This is a genomic window from Kolteria novifilia (assembly GCA_007748055.1).
Classification (GTDB): domain Bacteria; phylum Planctomycetota; class Planctomycetia; order Kolteriales; family Kolteriaceae; genus Kolteria; species Kolteria novifilia.
Map to the genome: position 1 here is coordinate 2,933,751 of CP036279.1, position 19,706 is coordinate 2,953,456.

The 19,706-nt window shown below is 61.9% G+C and carries 11 protein-coding genes and 1 tRNA gene; 8 read left to right on the forward strand and 4 right to left on the reverse strand.

Going from position 1 to position 19,706, the window contains the following annotated elements; translation table 11 throughout:
• Nucleotides 1-147 precede the first annotated feature (147 nt).
• Nucleotides 148-1,407: an MFS transporter gene (locus Pan216_RS10875; RefSeq protein WP_145258020.1), complete on the forward strand. Its 1,260-nt coding sequence runs from the start codon at nt 148-150 to the stop codon at nt 1,405-1,407.
• Between the two features lie 57 nt (nt 1,408-1,464).
• On the opposite strand, the gene Pan216_RS10880 is transcribed toward Pan216_RS10875, so the two are convergent.
• Both Pan216_RS10880 and Pan216_RS10885 read right to left on the reverse strand, forming a co-directional pair.
• Nucleotides 1,465-3,342, reverse strand: coding sequence for a PQQ-dependent sugar dehydrogenase (locus Pan216_RS10880; RefSeq protein WP_419193510.1), 1,878 nt, complete (start codon nt 3,340-3,342; stop codon nt 1,465-1,467).
• Nucleotides 3,343-3,467: 125 nt separating this feature from the next.
• Nucleotides 3,468-6,440, reverse strand: a complete 2,973-nt coding sequence (locus Pan216_RS10885) for a sulfatase-like hydrolase/transferase (protein ID WP_145258022.1) — start codon at nt 6,438-6,440, stop codon at nt 3,468-3,470.
• A 280-nt stretch (nt 6,441-6,720) separates the two neighbouring features.
• Here Pan216_RS10885 and Pan216_RS10890 point away from each other — a divergent pair, with 280 nt between their 5' ends.
• From Pan216_RS10890 to Pan216_RS10920, 7 genes are all read left to right on the forward strand, one after another.
• Nucleotides 6,721-7,641 carry a sugar phosphate isomerase/epimerase family protein gene (locus Pan216_RS10890; RefSeq protein ID WP_145258023.1) on the forward strand — a complete coding sequence of 307 codons (921 nt, stop codon included), beginning with the start codon at nt 6,721-6,723 and terminating at the stop codon, nt 7,639-7,641.
• Nucleotides 7,642-8,227: 586 nt separating this feature from the next.
• On the forward strand, nt 8,228-10,087 hold the full coding sequence (locus Pan216_RS10895) for a sulfatase-like hydrolase/transferase (RefSeq protein ID WP_419193511.1): 1,860 nt from the start codon (nt 8,228-8,230) through the stop codon (nt 10,085-10,087).
• A gap of 163 nt (nt 10,088-10,250) precedes the next feature.
• Nucleotides 10,251-11,630 carry a Gfo/Idh/MocA family protein gene (locus Pan216_RS10900; protein WP_145258025.1) on the forward strand — a complete coding sequence of 460 codons (1,380 nt, stop codon included), beginning with the start codon at nt 10,251-10,253 and terminating at the stop codon, nt 11,628-11,630.
• Between the two features lie 100 nt (nt 11,631-11,730).
• Nucleotides 11,731-13,176, forward strand: a complete 1,446-nt coding sequence (locus Pan216_RS10905; RefSeq protein WP_145258026.1) for a sulfatase family protein — start codon at nt 11,731-11,733, stop codon at nt 13,174-13,176.
• A 124-nt stretch (nt 13,177-13,300) separates the two neighbouring features.
• Nucleotides 13,301-13,383 (forward strand) — tRNA-Leu (locus Pan216_RS10910).
• A 482-nt stretch (nt 13,384-13,865) separates the two neighbouring features.
• On the forward strand, nt 13,866-15,227 hold the full coding sequence (locus Pan216_RS10915) for a DEAD/DEAH box helicase (RefSeq protein ID WP_145258027.1): 1,362 nt from the start codon (nt 13,866-13,868) through the stop codon (nt 15,225-15,227).
• Nucleotides 15,228-15,281: 54 nt separating this feature from the next.
• Entirely contained in the window at nt 15,282-15,479 is a 198-nt protein-coding gene (locus tag Pan216_RS10920; protein WP_145258028.1) for a cold-shock protein, read from the forward strand.
• Nucleotides 15,480-15,745: 266 nt separating this feature from the next.
• Here Pan216_RS10920 and Pan216_RS10925 read toward each other — a convergent pair whose 3' ends face one another.
• Both Pan216_RS10925 and Pan216_RS10930 read right to left on the reverse strand, forming a co-directional pair.
• Nucleotides 15,746-17,722 (reverse strand): FAD-dependent oxidoreductase, encoded by a 1,977-nt coding sequence (locus Pan216_RS10925; RefSeq protein WP_419193512.1) that lies wholly within the window; start codon nt 17,720-17,722, stop codon nt 15,746-15,748.
• 29 nt (nt 17,723-17,751) lie between these two features.
• Nucleotides 17,752-19,677 carry a DUF5060 domain-containing protein gene (locus Pan216_RS10930; protein ID WP_145258030.1) on the reverse strand — a complete coding sequence of 642 codons (1,926 nt, stop codon included), beginning with the start codon at nt 19,675-19,677 and terminating at the stop codon, nt 17,752-17,754.
• Nucleotides 19,678-19,706: the final 29 nt, after the last annotated feature.

Sequence of the window (19,706 nt, forward strand, 5' to 3'; positions counted from 1 at the left end):
TAACGTTCGGGTGCCACGGGCTGCCTGTCAGCCAGTGAGAACGAGTGGTGTCACCGTCATCGCGAACTTGATCGTTCGAGTGTGCACCAGCGTCAACGGAACTCTTCGGGCCGACCCCGCGCCAGGCGTAGGAAGCAGTGATGGACCATGTCGCGACCGTACGCAGCAAGACTGAACTTGCTGAACCTTCTCGCCTCGGACATCGGACAGAACCTTGCTCCCTTTCTTGCCGTCTACCTGCTTAGCCTCGGGCATTGGGGTTTGCCGCTGATCGGGATCGCGCTCACGACCCTGACGGCGTCGACGGTACTGGCTCAAACCCCGGCGGGCTATCTTCTGGACCGAACCCGCTACAAGCGGCAGTGGTTGGCCTTCGTCGCGGTGGCGTCGGGGCTCTCGAGCCTCGCGATCCCACTCTATCCCAACTTCTACGTCGTCTGCTTTCTCGCGGCGGTGATCGGGGCGGCCGGCGCCTTGATCCAACCGGCGATCGCGGCGCTGACGCTCGGGATTGTCGGGCCAGAACGGTTCAGTGCCCAGACCGGGTCGAACCAAGCGTTCAATCATGTCGGCTGCATACTCCTCGCGGTGGTGGCGGGAGGGGCGAGCTATTTCGGCTCGGGAGTTGCCGTCTTTCACATCGCGGCGATCTTGGCCTTCGGGGCGGCGATCTGCGTGATGAGCATCCCGTCCAATGCGGTCGATCATGTCGTCGCCCGCGGTGGGACGCGGCGGACCGAAGGACGGTCGCACCGATCCGCGATCATCAACGCGACGTTGCTCAATCGTCCGTTCATGTTCTTCACGCTCAGCGTGCTCGTGTTTCACATGGCGAACAACGCGATGCTCCCATTGATCGGCGATCGGCTCTCCGGTGATGCGGGAGTGAAGAGTATTTCGATCATCTCGAGCTGCGTGATCGTGGCACAACTCGCGATGATTCCGGTCTCGTACGTGGTCGGCGCCAAGTCGGCTTCGTGGGGGCTGCGGCCGCTCTTGTTGGTGGCGTTTGGCGTCTTGCCGATTCGCGGCGTTCTCTTCGCGTTCACGACGACGACCAGCATGGCGCTGGCGGTCGAGGTGCTCGACGCGCTCGGAGCGGGGATGTTCGGGGTGTTGTTTTTTCTGGTCGTCGCGAAGTTGACCGAGGGGACCGGGACGTTCAACTTCGGGCAGGGATTCGTCAAAACCGCCCAGGGAATCGGATCCTCGTTGAGTACGCTGATCGCGTACGATTTGGCCGGTGACTATGGCTACTTCGCGACGTTTCTCGTCTTTTCGGCGATCGCGGCCGTCGCTCCGGTGCTGGTCGCGGTGGGGATGAGGGGGTCGTGGCAGCGAAAGCCCACGGTGATCACCATGACGCCCGCTCCCAAGTACGGGAGCGGAAGCGTCGTGGACAATTGAGCGATACGCCCGCTCCCAAGTACGGGAGCGGAAGCGTCGCTGGCGAGTGATGTCGTCTCAGTTGGACGCGGACTTGAAGCGGTAGACGCCTTTCCCGTTGGCGGTCGCCATCAGGAAGTAGACCTCGCCGTCCTCGTCCTCGCCGAAGGAGAGAATGGGCATCTTCTGGCTGGGAATGAGTTCGTTGGCGATCACTTTCCCCGTCTTTTCGTCGTAGGTGAGGGCGTAGATCGTTCCGCTGACGTAGTCGGCGTAGAGGTACTTGCCCTTGAGTTCGGGGACCTTGCTACCGCGGTAGACGGTGCCGCCGGTGATCGATTTGCCGACCTGATGGTCGTATTCCCAGATCGGATCGATCAGGTTTTTGCGCGAATCGGAGCCATTTGGGCCGAAACCGTGCATGCTTTCGCGTAAATTCCAGCCATAATTGCCCCCTTTCTTGACGATATCGATCTCTTCCCAGAGGTTTTGTCCGACATCGCCCGCCCACAGCGTTCCCGTCTCGCGGTCGAACGCGAGCCGCCAAATGTTGCGCACGCCATACGCATAGATCTCGGGTTTGGCCCCTTCCTTGTTCACGAAGGGATTGTCCTTCGGGATCGCGTAGTTCTTGCCGGAGTCCTTGTTGTCGACGTCGATACGCAGGATCGACCCGAGCAGGGTCCCCAGGTTTTGGGCATTGCCGTGCGGATCGTTGGCGGCGCCACCGTCTCCGAGTCCAATGTAGAGGTAACCGTCGGGGCCGAACGCGATGGTTCCCCCGTTGTGATTCCAGAACGGCTGAGGAATTCGCAACAACTCCTCCTCGAACTCGGGATCGGCCTTGTCGGGATTCTCCTTGGAGACCTTGAACCGCGAAATCACCGACGTGTGCGGCTTATCGGTCGTCGTGTAGTACGCGAAGAACTCGCCGTTGTCCTTGTAGTCGGGATGAAACGCGAGGCCGAGGAATCCCTCCTCGTTCTGCTTCGGGTTGTAGACCACCTTGTCGCGCAAATCGGCGAAGACCTTGCTCGAACTGGCGCTGGCGTCCTTGTCGAAGACGTAGATCACTCCCTGCTGGGTGGCGAGAAATGTCCGCCCCGAGCCATCATTGGCATGAGTCAGCACGATCGGGCGAAACTCTTGCAGTTCGCCCTCCTCGCTGACCGGAGACCAATCGGCCCACTTCATGTTCGGAAAGGCCTGCTCCACCGCGACGGGCAGTTCGCCGTCGATTGGCTCGGGGGCCTTGCCGTCGTCGGGCAGTTCGCGGATCTTGATGTTGCGGAAGGCGACGCGATTGCCGTGATCTTGCAGGGCGATGTGTCCCTTAGTCGCTTTGCCGAAACCGTCGTACTTCGAAAACTTGCTCTCGGCGACTTTCTTATCCCACTGCTTCGAGCCCTTGCGGAAGGTCGCGTAGCGGTAGCCGTTGAGATTGATCTCGCTTTGGGCGGGCGTGACGCGAAGCTGGACGTGGTTCCATTCGCCAGCGGGCCGCGTCGCGTCAAGCGTTTCGCCACTGACGCGATCCTTGCCAGGGCTGTAGAGCTGATAGAGCCATCCCGCCTTTTGCCCCTCCTTGGCGGAGGCATTGTCGAGAATTTGGATCTCGGGCCCCGATTGCCACGGCTTGGGATTGTCTTCGGTGACGTGAAACATGATGCCACTGTTGCCCCCCTCGCTGATCTTGTAGTCGAGGGAGAGTTCGAAGCTGCCGTATTTGTCCTTGGAGATGATGTCGCCGGCGCCTTTCTCGGCACGGACGAGAGCACCATCCTCGACCACCCAGCCGTCGCCGATGGTGTCCTTCTTGTAGTTGCGCCAGCCGTCGGTCGATTCGCCGTCGAAGAGCAGCTTCCAGCCGGCTTTCTCCTCCGAATCGCTCAGTGTGTTCTCGGCCGCCCCGGCATCGCCGGAAACGAAGATCGCGACAGCTCCAGATAGCAGCATCGCGCAGACTGATCTCGTCATTATTGCTTTGACTCCAACGTCAGATTCCCTTGACCGGCGACCTCGCGGGAAACCGATGCTCTCGGCTCGCTCGTCGCCGCCCCTATCGTAGCGACAGCGCGACCTCAAAATGAAGGGCTTGTCCGAGAAGTCGTCCGAACTCGTTTCGCCTCGCTCTTCGTCGGCCGTTGGGGCAGGACTTGGCATCGCTGGGCCCATTCGGTCCAAAGCTGCGCCATCCGCTTGACCCGATCGGGATGTTCGCCGCTCAAGTCGTTTTCCTCGGTCCGGTCGCTGGCAAGGTCATAGAGTTCCCACGGGCCGCCCATGATCCGGTTTCGCCGCGCCGAGACCAACTTCCAGTCGCCCGTCCGGATCGCGCGATTGCCCTCATGTTCCCAGTACATCGCCTCACGCTCGAGAGGCTCGTTCGCGAACGCGGCTAGCAGGCTCATCCCTTCCATGGGCTCAATCTCGTGTCCGCGAAAGGTGGTGGGATAGCTCGCCCCGCTGACGTCGACCAACGTCGGCATGATGTCGGGAAGGTAGGCGGGTTGGTGGCGTAGCGATCCCTTCTCCGCGATCCCGTTGGGCCAATGGGCAATCAGCGGCGTCGAGATCCCCCCTTCGTGAACGTAGTGCTTGTAGCGCCGAAAGGGCGTGTTCGAGGCGTTCGCCCAGGCTTGGCCATAGGAAATGACGCCATACTTCTCGCGGTTGTTGAGGTCCCCACGCGGAGCCCCGCCGAGTTCGCCTCCCTCGGCACAGCCACCGTTGTCGACGAGGAAGAGCAGCAACGTGTTGTCCAATTCCCCGAGTTGTTCGAGGGCACCGACCAGTCGGCCGATGTTCTGGTCCATGCGGTCGACCTGGGCGGCGTAGATCGCCATCCGCTCGTCCATCTCATCCTGCTTGGCGGCATCGAGATTGTCCCAAGCACGCGCGTCGCGGGGGGCAAGAGCCCACTCCTTGTTGACGATGCCAAGATCCTTGAGCCGATGATGCCGTTGTTCGCGAAGCTTGTCCCAGCCCAACTTGTACTTGCCGCGGTATTTCGCGATGTCCTCGGGGCGAGCGTGGAGCGGCCAGTGTGGACAGGTGTACGCCAGGTAGAGAAAGAACGGGCGATCGTCGGCGCTGGACGCTTCGTTCACAAAGTCGATGGCATAGTCCGTGAACGCGTCGGTCGTGTAGTAGTCCCCCTCAGGCAGGACCGGCTCGTTGCCCAGCGTCAATCCGCGTGGAGGTAGCGGTTGAAAATAGTTGCTGGCCCCTGAGAGAATGCCATAGAAGCGGTCGAACCCGCGAGCCAGCGGCCATTTCTCCTGGCCGTGGTAGCCGACGTGCCATTTGCCCGCCATGAGCGTGTGATAGTCGGCGCTCTTGAGCGCTTCGGCAAGCGTGACGCAGCGCCGGTTGAGGAAGCCGCGATAGCCGGGAAGGCCGCGGTCGTTCGACTTGGGGCCTCGCGGGTCGTTGGTCATGTGCCCAATCCCCGTCTGATGGGGATGCAGGCCGGTCAGCAGCGAAGCGCGTGTCGGGCAGCATCGACCGGTGTTGTAAAACTGAGTGAATCGCAAGCCCTCGCGAGCGAGCCGATCGAGGGTCGGGGTTTCGATCTCGCCGCCGTAACAGCCGATGTCCGAGAACCCCATGTCGTCAGCCATGATCAAGACAATGTTGGGGCGATCGGACTTCATATTGCCGCGTGCCTTCGCCTTCTTGCGGCGCCCGCGGCGTTGCGCCTTCTTCGCGGCGAGTTCGGTTTCTACTCCGCGGTCGCCCTGTTGCTCCATCCAGGCGTTCAATAGCCCGCGCATCTCATCCTTGCGGCTGCTGTACTCCGGTCGATCGGCGAGGTTGTCAAGTTCGTGGGGATCGACGCACAGGTCGTAGAACTCCACCGCGGGGCGTTTCAGGTAGCGTTGAACGAGTTTCGCGGCTTTCGGATCGGTCTTCGCCGCTTCGACCCAGGACTTCCAGTAGCCCGAACCATCGTGGGCAATGAGTGTGTTCTGGAACGTTTCGTCAGGCATCAGATTCGCGATGTATTTGAAGCGTCGGTTTCGAATCGAACGGATTGGATAGGGCTTTCCCGCGATGATACCTTCGGTCGTATGCACGCCGTAGGTGTATCGCGCGTGCGAGTGGCGCTTGCCCAGGAGCACCGGCAAAAAACTCGAACCATCAAAGCCCCGGCCGCCGTCGGGGGCTCCGTCGCGCCCGGTATCGATGCTCTTCGGATCTCCGCCCGCAATCTCGACCAACGTCGGAACGACATCGACGTAGCGAATCATCGCATTGGAGACGGTGTCTGGTTTTACCTGACCGGGCCAACGGACGATGAAAGCGGTGCGCAGACCGTTCTCGTAGCAGGTCCACTTGCCGGAAGGAAACTGCGCACCTTGTTCGCTCGTGAAGATCACCAGCGTGTTGTCGGCGCTCGCGGATCGGTCGACGGTATCGACGATCTTGCCCACTTCGTCGTCGAGCGCTTTGATGTCGGCTTGGTAGTTCGCCCAGGCTTGTCGCGTTTGTGGGGTGTCGACGAGATAGGGAGGAAGCGTCAGCGTTGCCGGGTCGACGTCGGTCGCCTTTCTCCAGGGAACATGGGGATCGTTGGAGGCGACGACCAGACAGTAGGGCCGATCGCCGTCATTGATGAAGTCGTCAATGCTCGTGACCTTTTCGAAGGGGAAGGAGCGCGGAGGTCCGAAGTGGGTCTTCCCGTGAATCCCGACACGATACCCGAGTGTTTGTAGGTGATGGACGATGCTTTTGGTTCCGGGTTTGACCTTGCTGTGATTGGGATAGGCCCCATTTCGCACTGGCCAGATGCCGGTGTAGAGTTGCTGCCGTGTCGGGGCACACATCGCGGTCGCGGTGAAGCAGTGGGTGAACCGTTTTCCCTGGGTGGCGAGGCGGTCGATGTTCGGCGTCTGGACGTCGGGATTGCCCTCGCAGCCGAGATCGTCATAGGTCAAGTCGTCGGCGAGGATGAGGACGATGTTCGGAGGCTCGTCGGCAAGGAGCGAATGACCGGAGCAGAAGAAGGCAAGGCAAGCCCAGAGCGTCCCATGCGAGTAGCGGCCAACCATGATGTCGTCGTTTCCTTCTGGGCAAGTCAGTAGGGGATAGGCATGTCAAACGTAGCGAGTGTCGGTGTGGTCTGGTCACCTCAAGGACATTGTCCGCGAGAGTTTGCCTCCACGCAAGATATATTTAGTGTTGTTAAGTATATGGCGGCGCGCTGTCTTTCCGCTCGCCCTTTCCTGATGTCACCCTTGGCTCGGAGTTGGTAACCTGGTCGACAACCAGACGGGAAACCGATCCTCCTGGCATTCCAAATTGAACCGCAATCAGCCACTCGAGGGCAAGATGAGTAAGCAATCTACCCGGCGTCAGTTTCTCTCTCGCGGCGCGGCAATGGCGGCCGGACTCGGCCTATCGCCCCTTGCGACGCGCGAGCTGTTCGCCGCGGACTCGACCGATTCCCTCTACACGATCGCCCTCTCGCAATACTCGCTACACCGCATGCTCAAGAAGGGCGAACTCGATGTCATGGACTATCCCGACTTCGCGAAGAAGACCTTCGGCATCGACATGATCGACCTGTGGAACGGTTCCTTCCCCGAGGAAAAGCTAGCGAGCGAGTCCTTCTACAAGGAACTGAGGGGGCGGTCCACGGACGCGGGCACCGACTTGTTCCTGCTTATGATCGGGCCGCTCGACACCGCCTCCAAGGACGCCGCGAAGCGAGCCAAGGCGGTCGACGCCGCGAAGCCTTGGTTCGATCGCGCCGCGCTGCTCGGATGCAAATACGTTCGCATCTTCCTCAAGGCGGGGGGGAAGAGTCCCGACGAAGCCCGCGCGTTGGCGGTCGAGAGTCTTCGGCAACTCTCCGACTACGCGCAATCGCGGGACCTGACGATTGTCATCGAGCCGGGGGCGTCGGACCTCGCTCGACAGGGCGACTGGCTCGCGAGCGTCTTCAAGGAACTTGGGCACGCTCGCTGCAAGGCGATGCCCGACTTCGGCAAGTTCGGCAATTACGACGCCTATGAAGGAACCAAGGCGCTGATGCCCTACACGGCGGTCGTCTCGGCCAAGTCGCACGACTTCAACGAGCAGGGATTGGAGACACACATCGACTATCCGCGCATCATGAAGATCATCGTCGATTCGGGATTCCGAGGCCCCGTCGCCATCGAGTTCGAGGGATCGAAGATGAGCGAAGTCGACGGCGTGCTCGCGACGCAGAAGCTGCTCGAGCGCATTCGCAAGAGTCTCGCGACGTAGCCAGCCAATTCATGTCGACTTGAGTCCCTCTCGGGTGCCATGCCCACGGAAATCCGTGGGCATGGAAAGCGACTCGCGCTCATCGAGGGCATGCGGCGTGGATGATGTTTGCGTGGGCATGAATTGGACCCGGTCGTGGCCCATCTAGGCCCAAGCATCAGGCTTTAGGGTTCCCCTCTCCCCGCGGGAGAGGGGCTAGGGGTGAGGGGGTTCCCATTCGCGAACGAGCCTTGAATTTCCGAGCCGGAATCTCCCTCACCCGTCTCGCTTCGCTCGCCGACCTCTCCCCAAGGAGAGGTGAGGAACTCCTGACACTTGGAGCTAGACGGACCAGTAGGTCAGGCTACTTGCCTGACATGAGCAACTCGCTTGGTTGCGGAGACATGAGCAACTATAGACGGACCGGTAGGTCAGGCTATTGCCTGACATGAGCAACTCGCTTGGTTACGGAGAGGTACGCAAACGTCGTTGAGGGATATTCCGGCTCGTAAAGCAAGGGTAAATCCCGAATACAAGCCCCCTCTCCCCGCGGGAGAGGGGAATCAAGATATGCCCTTCGGTGATGAGGTTACAAGGAGATTTGTTGATGGGTTCTTTGTTGTTGGCGCTCTTGCTGGCCAGTGGCGGCGCGGAGGACTCGCGGCCGAACATCCTCTGGATCACCGCCGAGGACATGAGTCCGAACCTCGGCTGCTACGGAGACCCCGACGCGCGGACGCCTCACATCGACCAACTCGCCCGGCAGGGCGTTCGCTACACCCACGCCTACGCGACGAATCCCGTCTGCTCGCCGGCTCGCTCGTGCCTGATCACGGGGATGTACGCGACCTCGCTCGGCACCCAACGGCTTCGCTCGCGGTTCCCCGTTCCCGAGGCGGTTCGCGGCTTTCCCGCGTTGCTGCGCGAAGCGGGATACTACTGCACGAACAACGTCAAGACCGACTACAACGTCGCCAACGAAGCCGCCTTCATTCGCGACGCCTGGGACGAGAGCAGTGCCAAGGCTCACTGGCGAAGCCGACCCGGGGGCAAACCCTTCTTCAGCGTCTTCAACCTGATGACGTCGCATCAGTCCCGTACCAGCGTTTGGCCTTGGGATGAGTTCGAGCAGAAGGTGGCGAAGCAGCTCGATCCCGAGCACCGGCAGTCACCCAAGACGGTGCACGTGCCGCCCTACTACCCCGACACGCCGACGGTACGACGGTCGATCGCCCGCTACCACGACTGCGTGCAAGCGATGGATGCCGAGGTGGGCGAACTCCTACGGCAGCTCGACGAGGATGGCCTCGCCGACGAGACGATCGTCGTCTTCTTCTCCGATCACGGTATGGGGATGCCACGCGGCAAACGGCTCTTGCACGAGTCCGGCTTGCACGTCCCCTTGGTGATTCGCGTGCCCGAACGCTTCGCTCATCTCGCCCCCGGCAAGGCGGGATCCACGACCGACCGCTTGGTCAGCTTCGTCGACTTTGCCCCGTCGATGCTGAGCCTCGTCGGCTTGCCAGTTCCCAAGCGCATGCAGGGCGTCGCGTTTTTAGGGTACGCCGAGGGGGCTCCAAGGCAGTACGTTTTCGGTGCTCGCGATCGCGTTGATGAAGCTTTTGACGTCGCCCGCGGTGTCAGTGATGGTCGTTGGCTCTATATCCGCAACTACATGCCGCATCGCTCGTGGAACCAGCCGGAACGCTACTCCGACAACGCCCCGATGCGTCGGGAGATCACCCGTCTCGCGGCCGAAGGCAAGCTGAACGTCACCCAGATGGGCTACGCCGGACCGCGCCGGGCACTGGTCGAGTTCTACGACTCTCAGCACGATCCTCACCAGATCCACAATCTCGCCGACGACCCCAAGTACGCCTTCCAGGTGAAGCGGCTACGTGGCGAACTGCGCCGCTGGATGCTCGAGACCGGCGATCTCGGATTTCTCACTGAGCAAGAGGCGTGGCGCCGATCGGGCGAGAGGACGCCGATCGCGATGGCCGGGAGTGATGACTACCCGCTCGAGCGGTTGCTGGAGGTCGCGGATCTCGTCGGGCGTCCCGAGGCGCTGTCCCGTCAGATCTCGCTTCTCGAGGACGACGACCCGGCAATCCGCTACTGGGCGGCGGTCGGGCTCCATGCTCATCCCGACTTGCCCAAGCACGGCATCGAGGCGCTGAGGTTAGCTCTTCGCGACCAATCCCCCAGTGTCCGGATCGAGGCGGCCGGCGCGCTCGGGCGTCGGGATGATCGCGCGGCGTTGGATGTCTTGCGGGAGGAAATGGGCAGCGACGATCTCGACGTCGTCCTCCATGCCACGCGGACGGCACAACTGCTGGGGGATCATGCCCGCCCGCTGCTGCCCCGGATGCGGGAGCTGCTCGCGGACGCCAAGCCCAACCAGGAGAAGGACGATCGTTGGATGTTTGTCACATTCTCTCTGGAGGAAGCGTTTGAGCAAATGTAGCATGGCACCATCATCGCGCGTCATCGGCTCACCGCCGGATTCAACGGTGAGCGTTGCCGGCTCGTTCGGACGTTGAAAGCAGGGGGGAGACCGAAGAGCGGCCCGCTCGGGCGCGTTGTCCATCGACCATCCTGACCGATCCCACCCAAGAGGAGAGAAGATCATGTCGAAGCCCGCCAAGAAGGGAATGTCACGCCGTAAGTTCGTGGCGAGCGCCGCCGCGTCGACCTTCGCGTTCACCTATATTCCCTCTCGAGTTTGGGGAGCCAACGAACGGGTCGCCGTCGCCGGGATCGGTATCGGCGGCAAGGGCTACTCCGACGTCATGGACGTCAGCAACGCCGGCGGCCAGATCGTCGCCCTCTGCGATGTCGATGACAAACAGGCCAAGGGAAGCGAGAAACGCCCCGGCCTGGTCAAGAAGTTCCCCGACGCTCCCTACTTTCACGACTTTCGCGAGATGCTGGACAAGTTGGGCGACAAGATCGACGCGGTGACGGTCTCGACGCCGGACCACACTCATACAGTCGCCAGCGCGATGGCGATGAAGAAGGGCAAGCACGTCTACTGCCAGAAGCCGCTGACGCGGACGATCTGGGAAGCACGCTACCTGACCGACCTCGCCAAGGAGACCGGCGTCGCCACTCAGATGGGTAACCAGGCGCATGCGGGTGAAGGCGTCCGCCGGGCCGTCGAACTGGTTCGTGCGGGCGTCATCGGCAAGGTCAAGGAGGTCCACACCTGGACCAACCGTCCGATCTGGCCGCAGGGCATGACCGAGTTGCCCAAGGGGGCGCCCGTGCCCGAGACCCTCGCGTGGGATCTCTGGTTGGGGCCGGCCGACTATACCGACTACAGCCCGGAGTACTGTCCCTTCAAGTGGCGCGGTTGGTGGGCCTACGGCACCGGAGCCCTTGGCGACATGGGCTGCCACATCATGGATACGCCCTACTGGGCGCTCGATCTCAAGCAGCCGACCAAGGTCTCGGCCACGTCCCAGGGCAACACGGACGTCTCCGGTCCGAAGGAAGCGACGGTTACCTACACCTTCCCCGGCAACGACTACGCTCACGACGGGCTGACCTTCGCGTGGTACGACGGCAACCGCAACCCCGACATGGCAATCTTCGAGGGGCTCGACTTGACCTCGAAGGACAAGGAGGGCAAGTCGCAGCCGATCAAGTACACGAAGTTCGACTACCTGCTCATCGGCGACGAGGGCAAACTCATCGGCAATCGTGGCAACACCAACTTCATCGCGACCGATCCCAAACGTGTCGCCGAGTATAAGGAGAAGACGCCCAAGACGCTGCCGCGTTGCAAGAACGAGGACGCGGAGTGGCTCGAGGCGTGCAAGGGCGGTCCCGCGGCCCAGTCGAACTTCGCCCAGGCCGGTCCCTTCACCGAGGCGGTTCTTCTCGGGAACCTCGCGATCCGTTTGAACAAGACGATCGAATGGGACGGCGCCGCGATGAAGGCGACCAATGCTCCCGAAGCCGCGGCCCTGATCAAGCCGACCTACCGCTCCGGCTGGGAACTGTAACCTCGGACGCAAGCGTCCTCATTCGCTCCGCGAACCGATCACACGAGTCCCCGCGCCTGGTTTCTCCCTCGCGCGGGGATCTTGTTTTCGAGAGGCCTCCATGCAACGACTGCTCTCTTCAATAGTCGCGATCGCGATCGGATCGACCTTCGTCACGGCCACCAAGGCTGGCGCCGAGCAACCTCCGAGTATCCTCTTCTTCTTCGCCGACGACCAACGCCACGACACGCTTGGTTGTGCCGGTCATCCGATCGTCAAGACGCCGACGATCGACCGTTTGGCCGCCGAGGGCGTGCGATTCAACAATGCCTTCGTCACCACGTCGATCTGTTGGGTCAGCCGGTCGACCATCCTGACGGGGCTGACCGCCCGCTCGTTCGGAACGCCGACGCAGCCCGACGCGATTAAGCCCGAAGCGCTCGGCCAACTCTATCCCGATCTCCTGCGCCAGGCGGGCTACCGCACCGGCTTCTACGGCAAGTGGCACGCCCACACGCCGAAAGGCTTCAACCCCAAAGACCACTACGACGAGTTCGAGAAGATTTCTCGCAATCCCTACTTCAAGAAGCAGGCCGATGGGACCGAGCGACACACTTCCGAACTGATTGGCGATGGCGCCGTCGCGTTTCTCGAGTCGCAGCCGAAGGATCAGCCCTTCTGCCTCAATCTTTGGTTCAACGCCGCCCACGCCGAGGACCGCGACAAGCGTCCGGGCATCGGCCACTACCCCTGGCCCAAGGCGGTCGACGGAATGTACGACGACCTCACCATGGCGCCACCGCGACTCGACGACCCAGCGATCTACGCCGGCCAACCCGACTTCCTGAAGAACTCACTCAATCGCGAACGTTACTTCTGGCGCTGGGACACGCCGGAGAAGTATCAGACCAATATGCGGGCGTACTACCGCATGATCAGCGGCATTGATGGCGTCATCGCCCGCGTGCTCGAGACTCTGCGCGAGCGGGGGCTCGCCGACAACACGATCGTCATCTACTCCGCCGACAACGGCTACTACATGGGCGACCGTGGCTTCGCCGGCAAGTGGTCGCACTACGAGCAGTCGCTGCGCGTGCCGATGATCGTCGTCGATCCCCGGCTGCCGAAGGAGAAGCGTGGTCGCGTCGACGAGCGGATGGTGCTCAACCTCGATTTGCCGTCGACTTTTCTCGACTGGGCCGGCACGACGATCCCCAGCGAGTATCAGGGTGAGAGCCTCGCGCCGCTCGTCGCCGGAGAGCCGACTTCCGATTGGCGCCGCGATTTCTTCTGCGAGCACGTCTCGCTGGCGCCGAACATCACGTGGGAGGGGATTCGCGGTCCGCGCTATGTCTACGCCCGTTACTTCGATCAGTGGCCCGTGTACGAGTTCCTCCACGATCTCGAGAAGGATCCCGACCAACTCACGAATTTCGCGAGCAATCCCGCGTACGCCTCGGTCCTCGACACGATGCGGGCCCGCTGCGACGAAGAGGTTGCGGTCCACGGCGGTCCCTTGGCCCCCATCGACGAGCGCCGTTCCGGGGTCCATCGCAAGAAGAAGTGAACCTACGACGATCGTGGCACCTCATTCGATTGATCGGCTCACGCATCCTCTTTGCCAAAAACGATGCGTGCCGAGACATTGGCGGGAGGCCTGCTGGGCCATAGAATGTTCTTTTGCATCTCAAGCCGAAGTGGCGGAATGGCAGACGCGCTGGATTCAAAATCCAGTTCAGGCAACTGAGTGTGGGTTCGAGTCCCACCTTCGGCACTTGAGTCGTCTCGGACACGGATTCCTTCCATCACCTCGACGAACTGGCTGGACGGGACCCTCGAAGCGATGGCGGTTCGCGGAACCGTGCGAAGTTTCATCGGTCGCGATGAGTTTGATGCGTCCTGGAAGGGGATGGGAGAACTTCCGTTCCCGCGGGCGTGAGGAGCACCTCGTGCGAGGGAAAGTCGCCGGGTGATCTATCGTGGACGAACGACGTGTGTTATGATCGGACAACATGGCGCGAGACCGGCAAGCTCGATGAGTTTGGCCGTGTTCATTCAAATTCGAGACTGTAGTCACCAGGACGATGATTCAACCGCAACCGATTGAAGCTTTCTTCCTGGTATCTTCCTTCCGACCGAGACTGATTCGCTTGCTCCACCATTGATCGGCTGTCAGTGTGTTCACGCTGCCAGCACCTCGTGCCCGCTCCGGTGAGCGGCCGAAACAGTGCTTTGTCGAAGAAAGATCGAGAACGAATGCGATTTGAAGATCTCGCGCTCTGCGAGCCAATTCTCCGTAGCCTCAAAACGACCGGCTACGAAACAGCGACCCCCATCCAACAAAAGGCCATCCCCAAGCTCCTCGCGGGGCGGGACATCCTCGGCTGTGCCCAAACGGGTACCGGCAAGACCGCCGCGTTCACCCTTCCCACGTTGCATCGGCTTGAGGAGTCCTCCGTCCCCTCCTCAGGCGGGAAACGACGACGGCAGGGCGGCGGCAACCGAGTCATTCGCGCCCTCGTGTTGGCCCCGACGCGCGAACTGGCCGGCCAGGTTGGCCAGAGCCTGATGACGTATGGCAAGCATACGAGCCTTCGGTACACCGTCATCTTCGGCGGCGTTCCTCAGGGCAGACAGGTGCGGGCACTCCAGTCGGGCGTCGACGTCCTCGTCGCGACGCCGGGGCGACTCCTGGACCTCGTCGATCAGGGATTCATTGATCTATCCGCGGTGGAGGTGCTGATCCTCGACGAAGCCGATCAGATGCTCGACATGGGCTTCATCCACGACTTGCGGAGAATCGTCACCCACGTTCCCGAGCAGCGCCAGACGCTGATGTTTTCGGCGACGATGCCGAAGCAGATTCGCGAATTGGCCAAGCAGTGGCTGACCAAGCCGATCGAGGTCAACGTCTCGCCGGTCTCCTCGACGCCGCGGCAGGTGACGCAATCGGTTTGTTTCGTCGAACGAGGCGACAAGGCAGCGACGCTGACGCAGTTCCTCCACGAGACGCCCCGTTCCCGGACGCTTGTCTTTTCGCGCACGAAGCATGGCGCCGACAAGATCGCCCGCAATTTGCAGCGTGACGGCATCCGCGCGGTCTCGATTCACGGCAACAAGAGCCACGCCCAACGCCAGGCCGCGATTCGCAAATTCAACTCGCCCACACCCACGGTGTTGGTGGCGACCGATCTCGCCTCGCGGGGGCTCGACTTCTCGTCGATCTCGCACGTGATCAATTTCGACTTGCCCGACACGCCGGAGGTTTACGTCCATCGCATTGGGCGAACGGGTCGTGCGGGAGCGTCGGGTCAGGCGATCTCGTTCTGTTCTCGGGACGAGCGAAATCAGCTTCGTTCGATTGAACGATTGACTGGCCAGCCGGTTCCCGTTCAATCGATACAGGGAAAGTCGGGCGAGGTGTCCGGCGAGGCGATGGCTGCTCCCGCGGAGACGGTGGAACGAACGCCGGCTCCGGCGGCGAGATCGAAACCTCGTTCGAAGCGGCGGGGTGCTCAGCACTCCTCCGGGAACTTTGTCAAGACATCGGGCCGGTCGAACGATCGTCCCAAGAAGAAAACGCGGAAACCGCGTCGACCGAGCGAGCGTGCGGTCTAGAGCAATGCGCTGAAACACGTTCATGGCTATCATCTTTTTGTGAGGGAGAACGCAATGCCCCAAGGCACGATCAAGAAGCTTGTCACCGACAAGGGCTTCGGTTTCATCAAAGGCGAACGTAACGAAATCTTCTTTCATCATTCCGCGCTGGTCGGAACGACGATCGAAGAGCTCCAAGAGAATCAGACGGTGGAGTATGAGGAAGGCCAAGGCCCCAAGGGCCCGCGCGCCGAGAACGTTCGCCCTGTCTAATTGACAGTCAACGCGAATGCGGGCATCGAGTCACTCGGTCGCCCGCCGAGACCCAGCGGGCTTCAAGTTAGTTGATGGCCCGCTGGTCGGACACCCTCCTGAAAGATGGAGGGTTTCGTTTTTCTTGGAGTGCGCCGTCAGGATTGACGACGATGCGAGCCGTGCCTCATAGCCGGTTCACGTGACGCGTTCCTCGATGCCGGCCTCACGCGGCGCACTGCCCATCACCATTCAATTCGCCTTTCGCACTCTCGACGCATCGTCACCTAGGGTGACTCGAGCGACGAACTCCCCTGCTTCCGCAGCAACACCTGCCAGTCCGCATTCTCGGTCTTGAACTTCTGGAGGGCGAGGTACTCCGCGCCGGTGAGGCGGCCGTCGTTGTTGGAATCGGTCACAACGAAGAGCCAGGACCAGTCGGGTTTCGCGGCGTTCCACTCGTCTAGGGAGACGACGCCGTCGCCGTTGGTGTCGCTTTGGTCGAGGAGGCTCTCGAAGGAATAGCTTCGCGGCTTGGAACCTCGCGGGGGGCGGACCGGATGGTCGACGTTCGGATCCCAGACGAGCTTCTGTTTGGCCTTCTCGAGAGCTTGGCGATAAGTCGCCATGTCGATCTTTTGGACGCTGGTGCCTTCATCAATCGCGTGACAGGCGGCGATGCCGGCCGACTCGCCGCAGATCATGAAGACCGGCTCCATCCGCGCCGAGGCGTAGCCGAGATGTGTGGCGGAGAAGCAGACCGGTACCAGCAGGTTTCCGCACTCCTCGGCACGCGGCGTGATAGCCCGATAGGAGATTGGGTAGGGAACGTTGGTTGGTCCTTTGCTGCCGCCGACGAACATTTTGCCTTCGACGCCGACCTTGACCTGATCGCCGTCGCGCACCCAGATCCTTCGGACGGGGTAGACGTCGATACCGTACTGGGCCAGGCCGATCGGATCGTCGACGCTCGTCTGGTTGTAGACGTCGTGAGCGGTGACGGTATAGGGGCCGTTCAAACGGCGGGCGACGCGGACGTAGAGCTGGTGTGGCCAGCCCTTAGTCTCGTGATGGAAGCGGGCGTCGAGTCCAAGCGCCGCGACCTCCTCGCGATACGACTTCGGCACCCGAGGATCGGTGCTCATGAAGTGATGCAAGCCGCGAAGATAGTCTTGGTGCGCCTTCCAGACGCGGCTCTTCGTGGCGTAGTCGCCATCCGCGTAGAGGTAGCTGATCCCCAGCGGCGCCATGGAGAAGAGGGTGTCGCGCTGGTAGTTCCACTCTCCGGAGTTCTTCCAGCCGGGGAAGATCCCGATGAGACTCTTGCGCAGCTTCGCCGGGTCGTCGATCGTGTCGACCAAATAGGACACGTAGCGGCCGACGAGTTCGTAGTCCTCGGGTGAGTAGTCGGCGGGTGGCGTGATGGGGTACTGTCGCTTCGGATCGGACGTCGTGTAGTAGCGATAGTTGTAGGCCTGGGTGTAGCCATCGGCGGCCCCTCCGTCGTTGCCATGATCGGCGAGGACCCACTTGAGCAAGCCGCTCGAGGGATCGCCAGGGGTGACGAAGGGATCGATCGGCGTTAAGAGCATGGGGGGCTGGACCCCGGCATTGGGCTCATCGAACTCGGCGGCGGCCTCGCGTCCGACGCGGTAGCTCACGCCTGCCCGCTTCATCAAGTCGCCGTCGTAGCTCGCATCGAGAAAGACCTTCGCGGCGACGGTCAGGTTGTTCTCGGCCGTCGCTTCGGCGGGAGGGCAGCCCAGGTCGTCGAAAGGGGCGAGATCGAAGGATGCCTTGACGATCGTCGCGTCCCTAAGATCACAAGTGGCCACGCGGTGCTCCCGGATGACCTCGATGCCGTGAACCTTGAGGAGCGACTCGAAGTCCTCACGGATGCTGTCAGGTCCGTAGACGCGGTCGCCGCCCGTCTTCGCGTCGTTCTTCTCCGAAGGTTCCCACCAGGGAAAATCCTTTCCCAACGTCGGCAGCAGTTCCTTGGTCAGCCCTCCGGTGGCGGCGTAGCTGGGACAGTCCTGTAGCGGCTTGAGCCCAGCGCCCAGAACGCCCCCGACCCACCGACTCGGTTCGACGATCACGACCGAGCGGCCTTCGCGTTTGACCGCGATCGCGGCGACGATCCCCGAGGGCGTCGCGCCATAGACGCAAACGTCGGCCTCGATCGCTTTGGGCTTCTCCTTCGCGCCGGCGATGGTGCCGATCACGACGAGCAAGCAAAGGGTACACGACGATTCAAAGGGCATTCGGTTCCACCTTTCGTCGGCGACGATGGTCATTGTCGCCGCAGGACCGCCAACCAGTCTTCCTTGGGGGCGCTCGGTGGTGTCCCGAGCGAAACGGCTTTCCCGCCAGTGACCTCGGTGACGGAGCCGGTGGCGAGCGGTCCGCCGTGCCGCGGGTCGAACCAGCGAACGGTGAAAGTGCCGGCAGCGTCGCTCAGGTCGAGTTTGGTCGATTCGACGGTCGGGAAGTAAACGAGATAGAGTTCGCCTGGCTTGGCGAAACAGAATCGACTGTTGGTCGACTTCGAATTGCCGATCAACGCGTCGGCGCTGGTCATCTCCCAGAAGGGGATCGCGTGGTCCTTGAAGAAGGCCAGCGCGACGCGGCAATAGTCCCACGTTTGGTCGCGGCTGCGAAAGTCTTCGAGGAGGAGGTCGTTCTCGGGGAGTTTGTAGCCAAAGTAATACTCGACCCCCGCGCCGCCCGCCATCAGGGTTCCCCAGAGCGTCAGCTTGCGAATGTCGTGCAAGTCATAGGTCTTCTTCTCGCCCGCGAGGCCGTCGTGTCCGCGATAGCCCCGGTCGGGGGGGACGCCGTGGGCCGCGGGGCCTTGCTCATCGTTGCAGACCACCCAGGGCCGGTTGGCGCGAGCCGACTCGCGCACCCACTTGAGGGTCCGTTGATGGGCCGCGTTCCAGTTGTTCTGCAGCGAAGCACCGGTGAGGAGTGACTTGGAGCCCAACAGCGGCGGGTAGACCTTGTCCTGTTGGTTGGGGAACGTGTGAATCGCGATGTTGTGGCGATAGGGATCGGTGTCGTGGAGGTAGCGGATCATGTCGCGTTGCTCGGCGGGCGTCTGCGTGTTCTCCTCGCCGATATTCCAGACGAGAGCCAACTCGTGAGCGAAGCGAGCGATCAGTTCGCGGAGGTAGAGTTTGCGCTCCGGGCCGAGCCGGCCGTCGTCAAGCGCGGTGGGAGTCGATTTGGTCCGCGAGTTCTTCCCGTGGCGGTTGTCATCCATCTCGGTTTCCTGAAGTTTGAAATGGAGATGCATGCCCCGGTTGTTGGCGTGATCGAAGACGATCTGCCATTGGGCGAGTTTTGAGCAGTCGTAGTGGAACTTGTCGTCGCGGCTGACGAAAGGCCAGACATTGTCGCCGTCGCCACCGGCGTTGTAGGGGAGGAAGGAGATCGTGTTGCAGCCCTTGGCGGCGAGATAGTTGATCGCGCCGAGCAAGCCCTTGCCCTTGCCGTCCTTCCAGGTCGGGTCGCCCGGACGCCAGTCCTTCACATGGGGCGCCCACCTCTTGAGAGGGACCTGCCCCTTGTTGGCGCGAGTGCCGTCGAAGTCGATGGTGGCCAGGAGCGTCTCGGGAGCATCGGGGCCGGCCTTGAGGAAGTACTCTCCATTGCCTGCAAAGCGTTGGTAGTGTTTGCCAACGTACTCGAGTCGGCCCTTCGCACGAAAGTCGCGGCCGGTCTTGTCGGTCGGAGCGATGGTGAACTGGCCCCTCTTCGCGTAGGCCGGAAGCTCCATACTCTTCGCGCTGGAGTTAATGGCGACATTCTTTCCCCGTCGCATCGAGGTCGCGTAGCTCCAGCGGCCCGGCTTGTCGGGGGACAGGTGGGCTCGCCACGTCGTTCCCGAGGTCGCGCCCGTGTTGGCGGCATCCCCATCGGCGGCGAAGTAGCCCGGGACGGTGTAAGCCGGTGATCCTGACTCGTGGGTGAATCGCACCGTGAAGCGATAGTCCGTGAAAGGGTTGGGATCGTTGTCGAGTTCGTCGGCCTGAGGGCCACTCATCGACAGGGTGAGTTTATGCCACTGCCTCTGGTCGCCACTCACCACGATAGAGCCGTCCCCGCCGGGTTTTGGACGCTCGTTCTTGGACGAGGGGGAACTTTCGTCGGCATGGAGTTCCAGCGGAGTACCCACGGTGACGACCATGAGAGACACAACAAGGAGACGCAGCATCGATCGGTTCCCTCTCTGACGCGATGAAG

Excerpts from the sequence above, each read along its gene's own strand:
- Pan216_RS10875 (WP_145258020.1), top strand. The coding sequence starts at position 148 with ATGTCGCGACCGTACGCAGCAAGACTGAACTTGCTGAACCTTCTCGCC.
- Pan216_RS10880 (WP_419193510.1), bottom strand. The coding sequence starts at position 3,342 with ATGCTGCTATCTGGAGCTGTCGCGATCTTCGTTTCCGGCGATGCCGGG.
- Pan216_RS10885 (WP_145258022.1), bottom strand. The coding sequence starts at position 6,440 with ATGGTTGGCCGCTACTCGCATGGGACGCTCTGGGCTTGCCTTGCCTTC.
- Pan216_RS10890 (WP_145258023.1), top strand. The coding sequence starts at position 6,721 with ATGAGTAAGCAATCTACCCGGCGTCAGTTTCTCTCTCGCGGCGCGGCA.
- Pan216_RS10895 (WP_419193511.1), top strand. The coding sequence starts at position 8,228 with ATGGGTTCTTTGTTGTTGGCGCTCTTGCTGGCCAGTGGCGGCGCGGAG.
- Pan216_RS10900 (WP_145258025.1), top strand. The coding sequence starts at position 10,251 with ATGTCGAAGCCCGCCAAGAAGGGAATGTCACGCCGTAAGTTCGTGGCG.
- Pan216_RS10905 (WP_145258026.1), top strand. The coding sequence starts at position 11,731 with ATGCAACGACTGCTCTCTTCAATAGTCGCGATCGCGATCGGATCGACC.
- Pan216_RS10915 (WP_145258027.1), top strand. The coding sequence starts at position 13,866 with ATGCGATTTGAAGATCTCGCGCTCTGCGAGCCAATTCTCCGTAGCCTC.
- Pan216_RS10920 (WP_145258028.1), top strand. The coding sequence starts at position 15,282 with ATGCCCCAAGGCACGATCAAGAAGCTTGTCACCGACAAGGGCTTCGGT.
- Pan216_RS10925 (WP_419193512.1), bottom strand. The coding sequence starts at position 17,722 with ATGCCCTTTGAATCGTCGTGTACCCTTTGCTTGCTCGTCGTGATCGGC.
- Pan216_RS10930 (WP_145258030.1), bottom strand. The coding sequence starts at position 19,677 with ATGCTGCGTCTCCTTGTTGTGTCTCTCATGGTCGTCACCGTGGGTACT.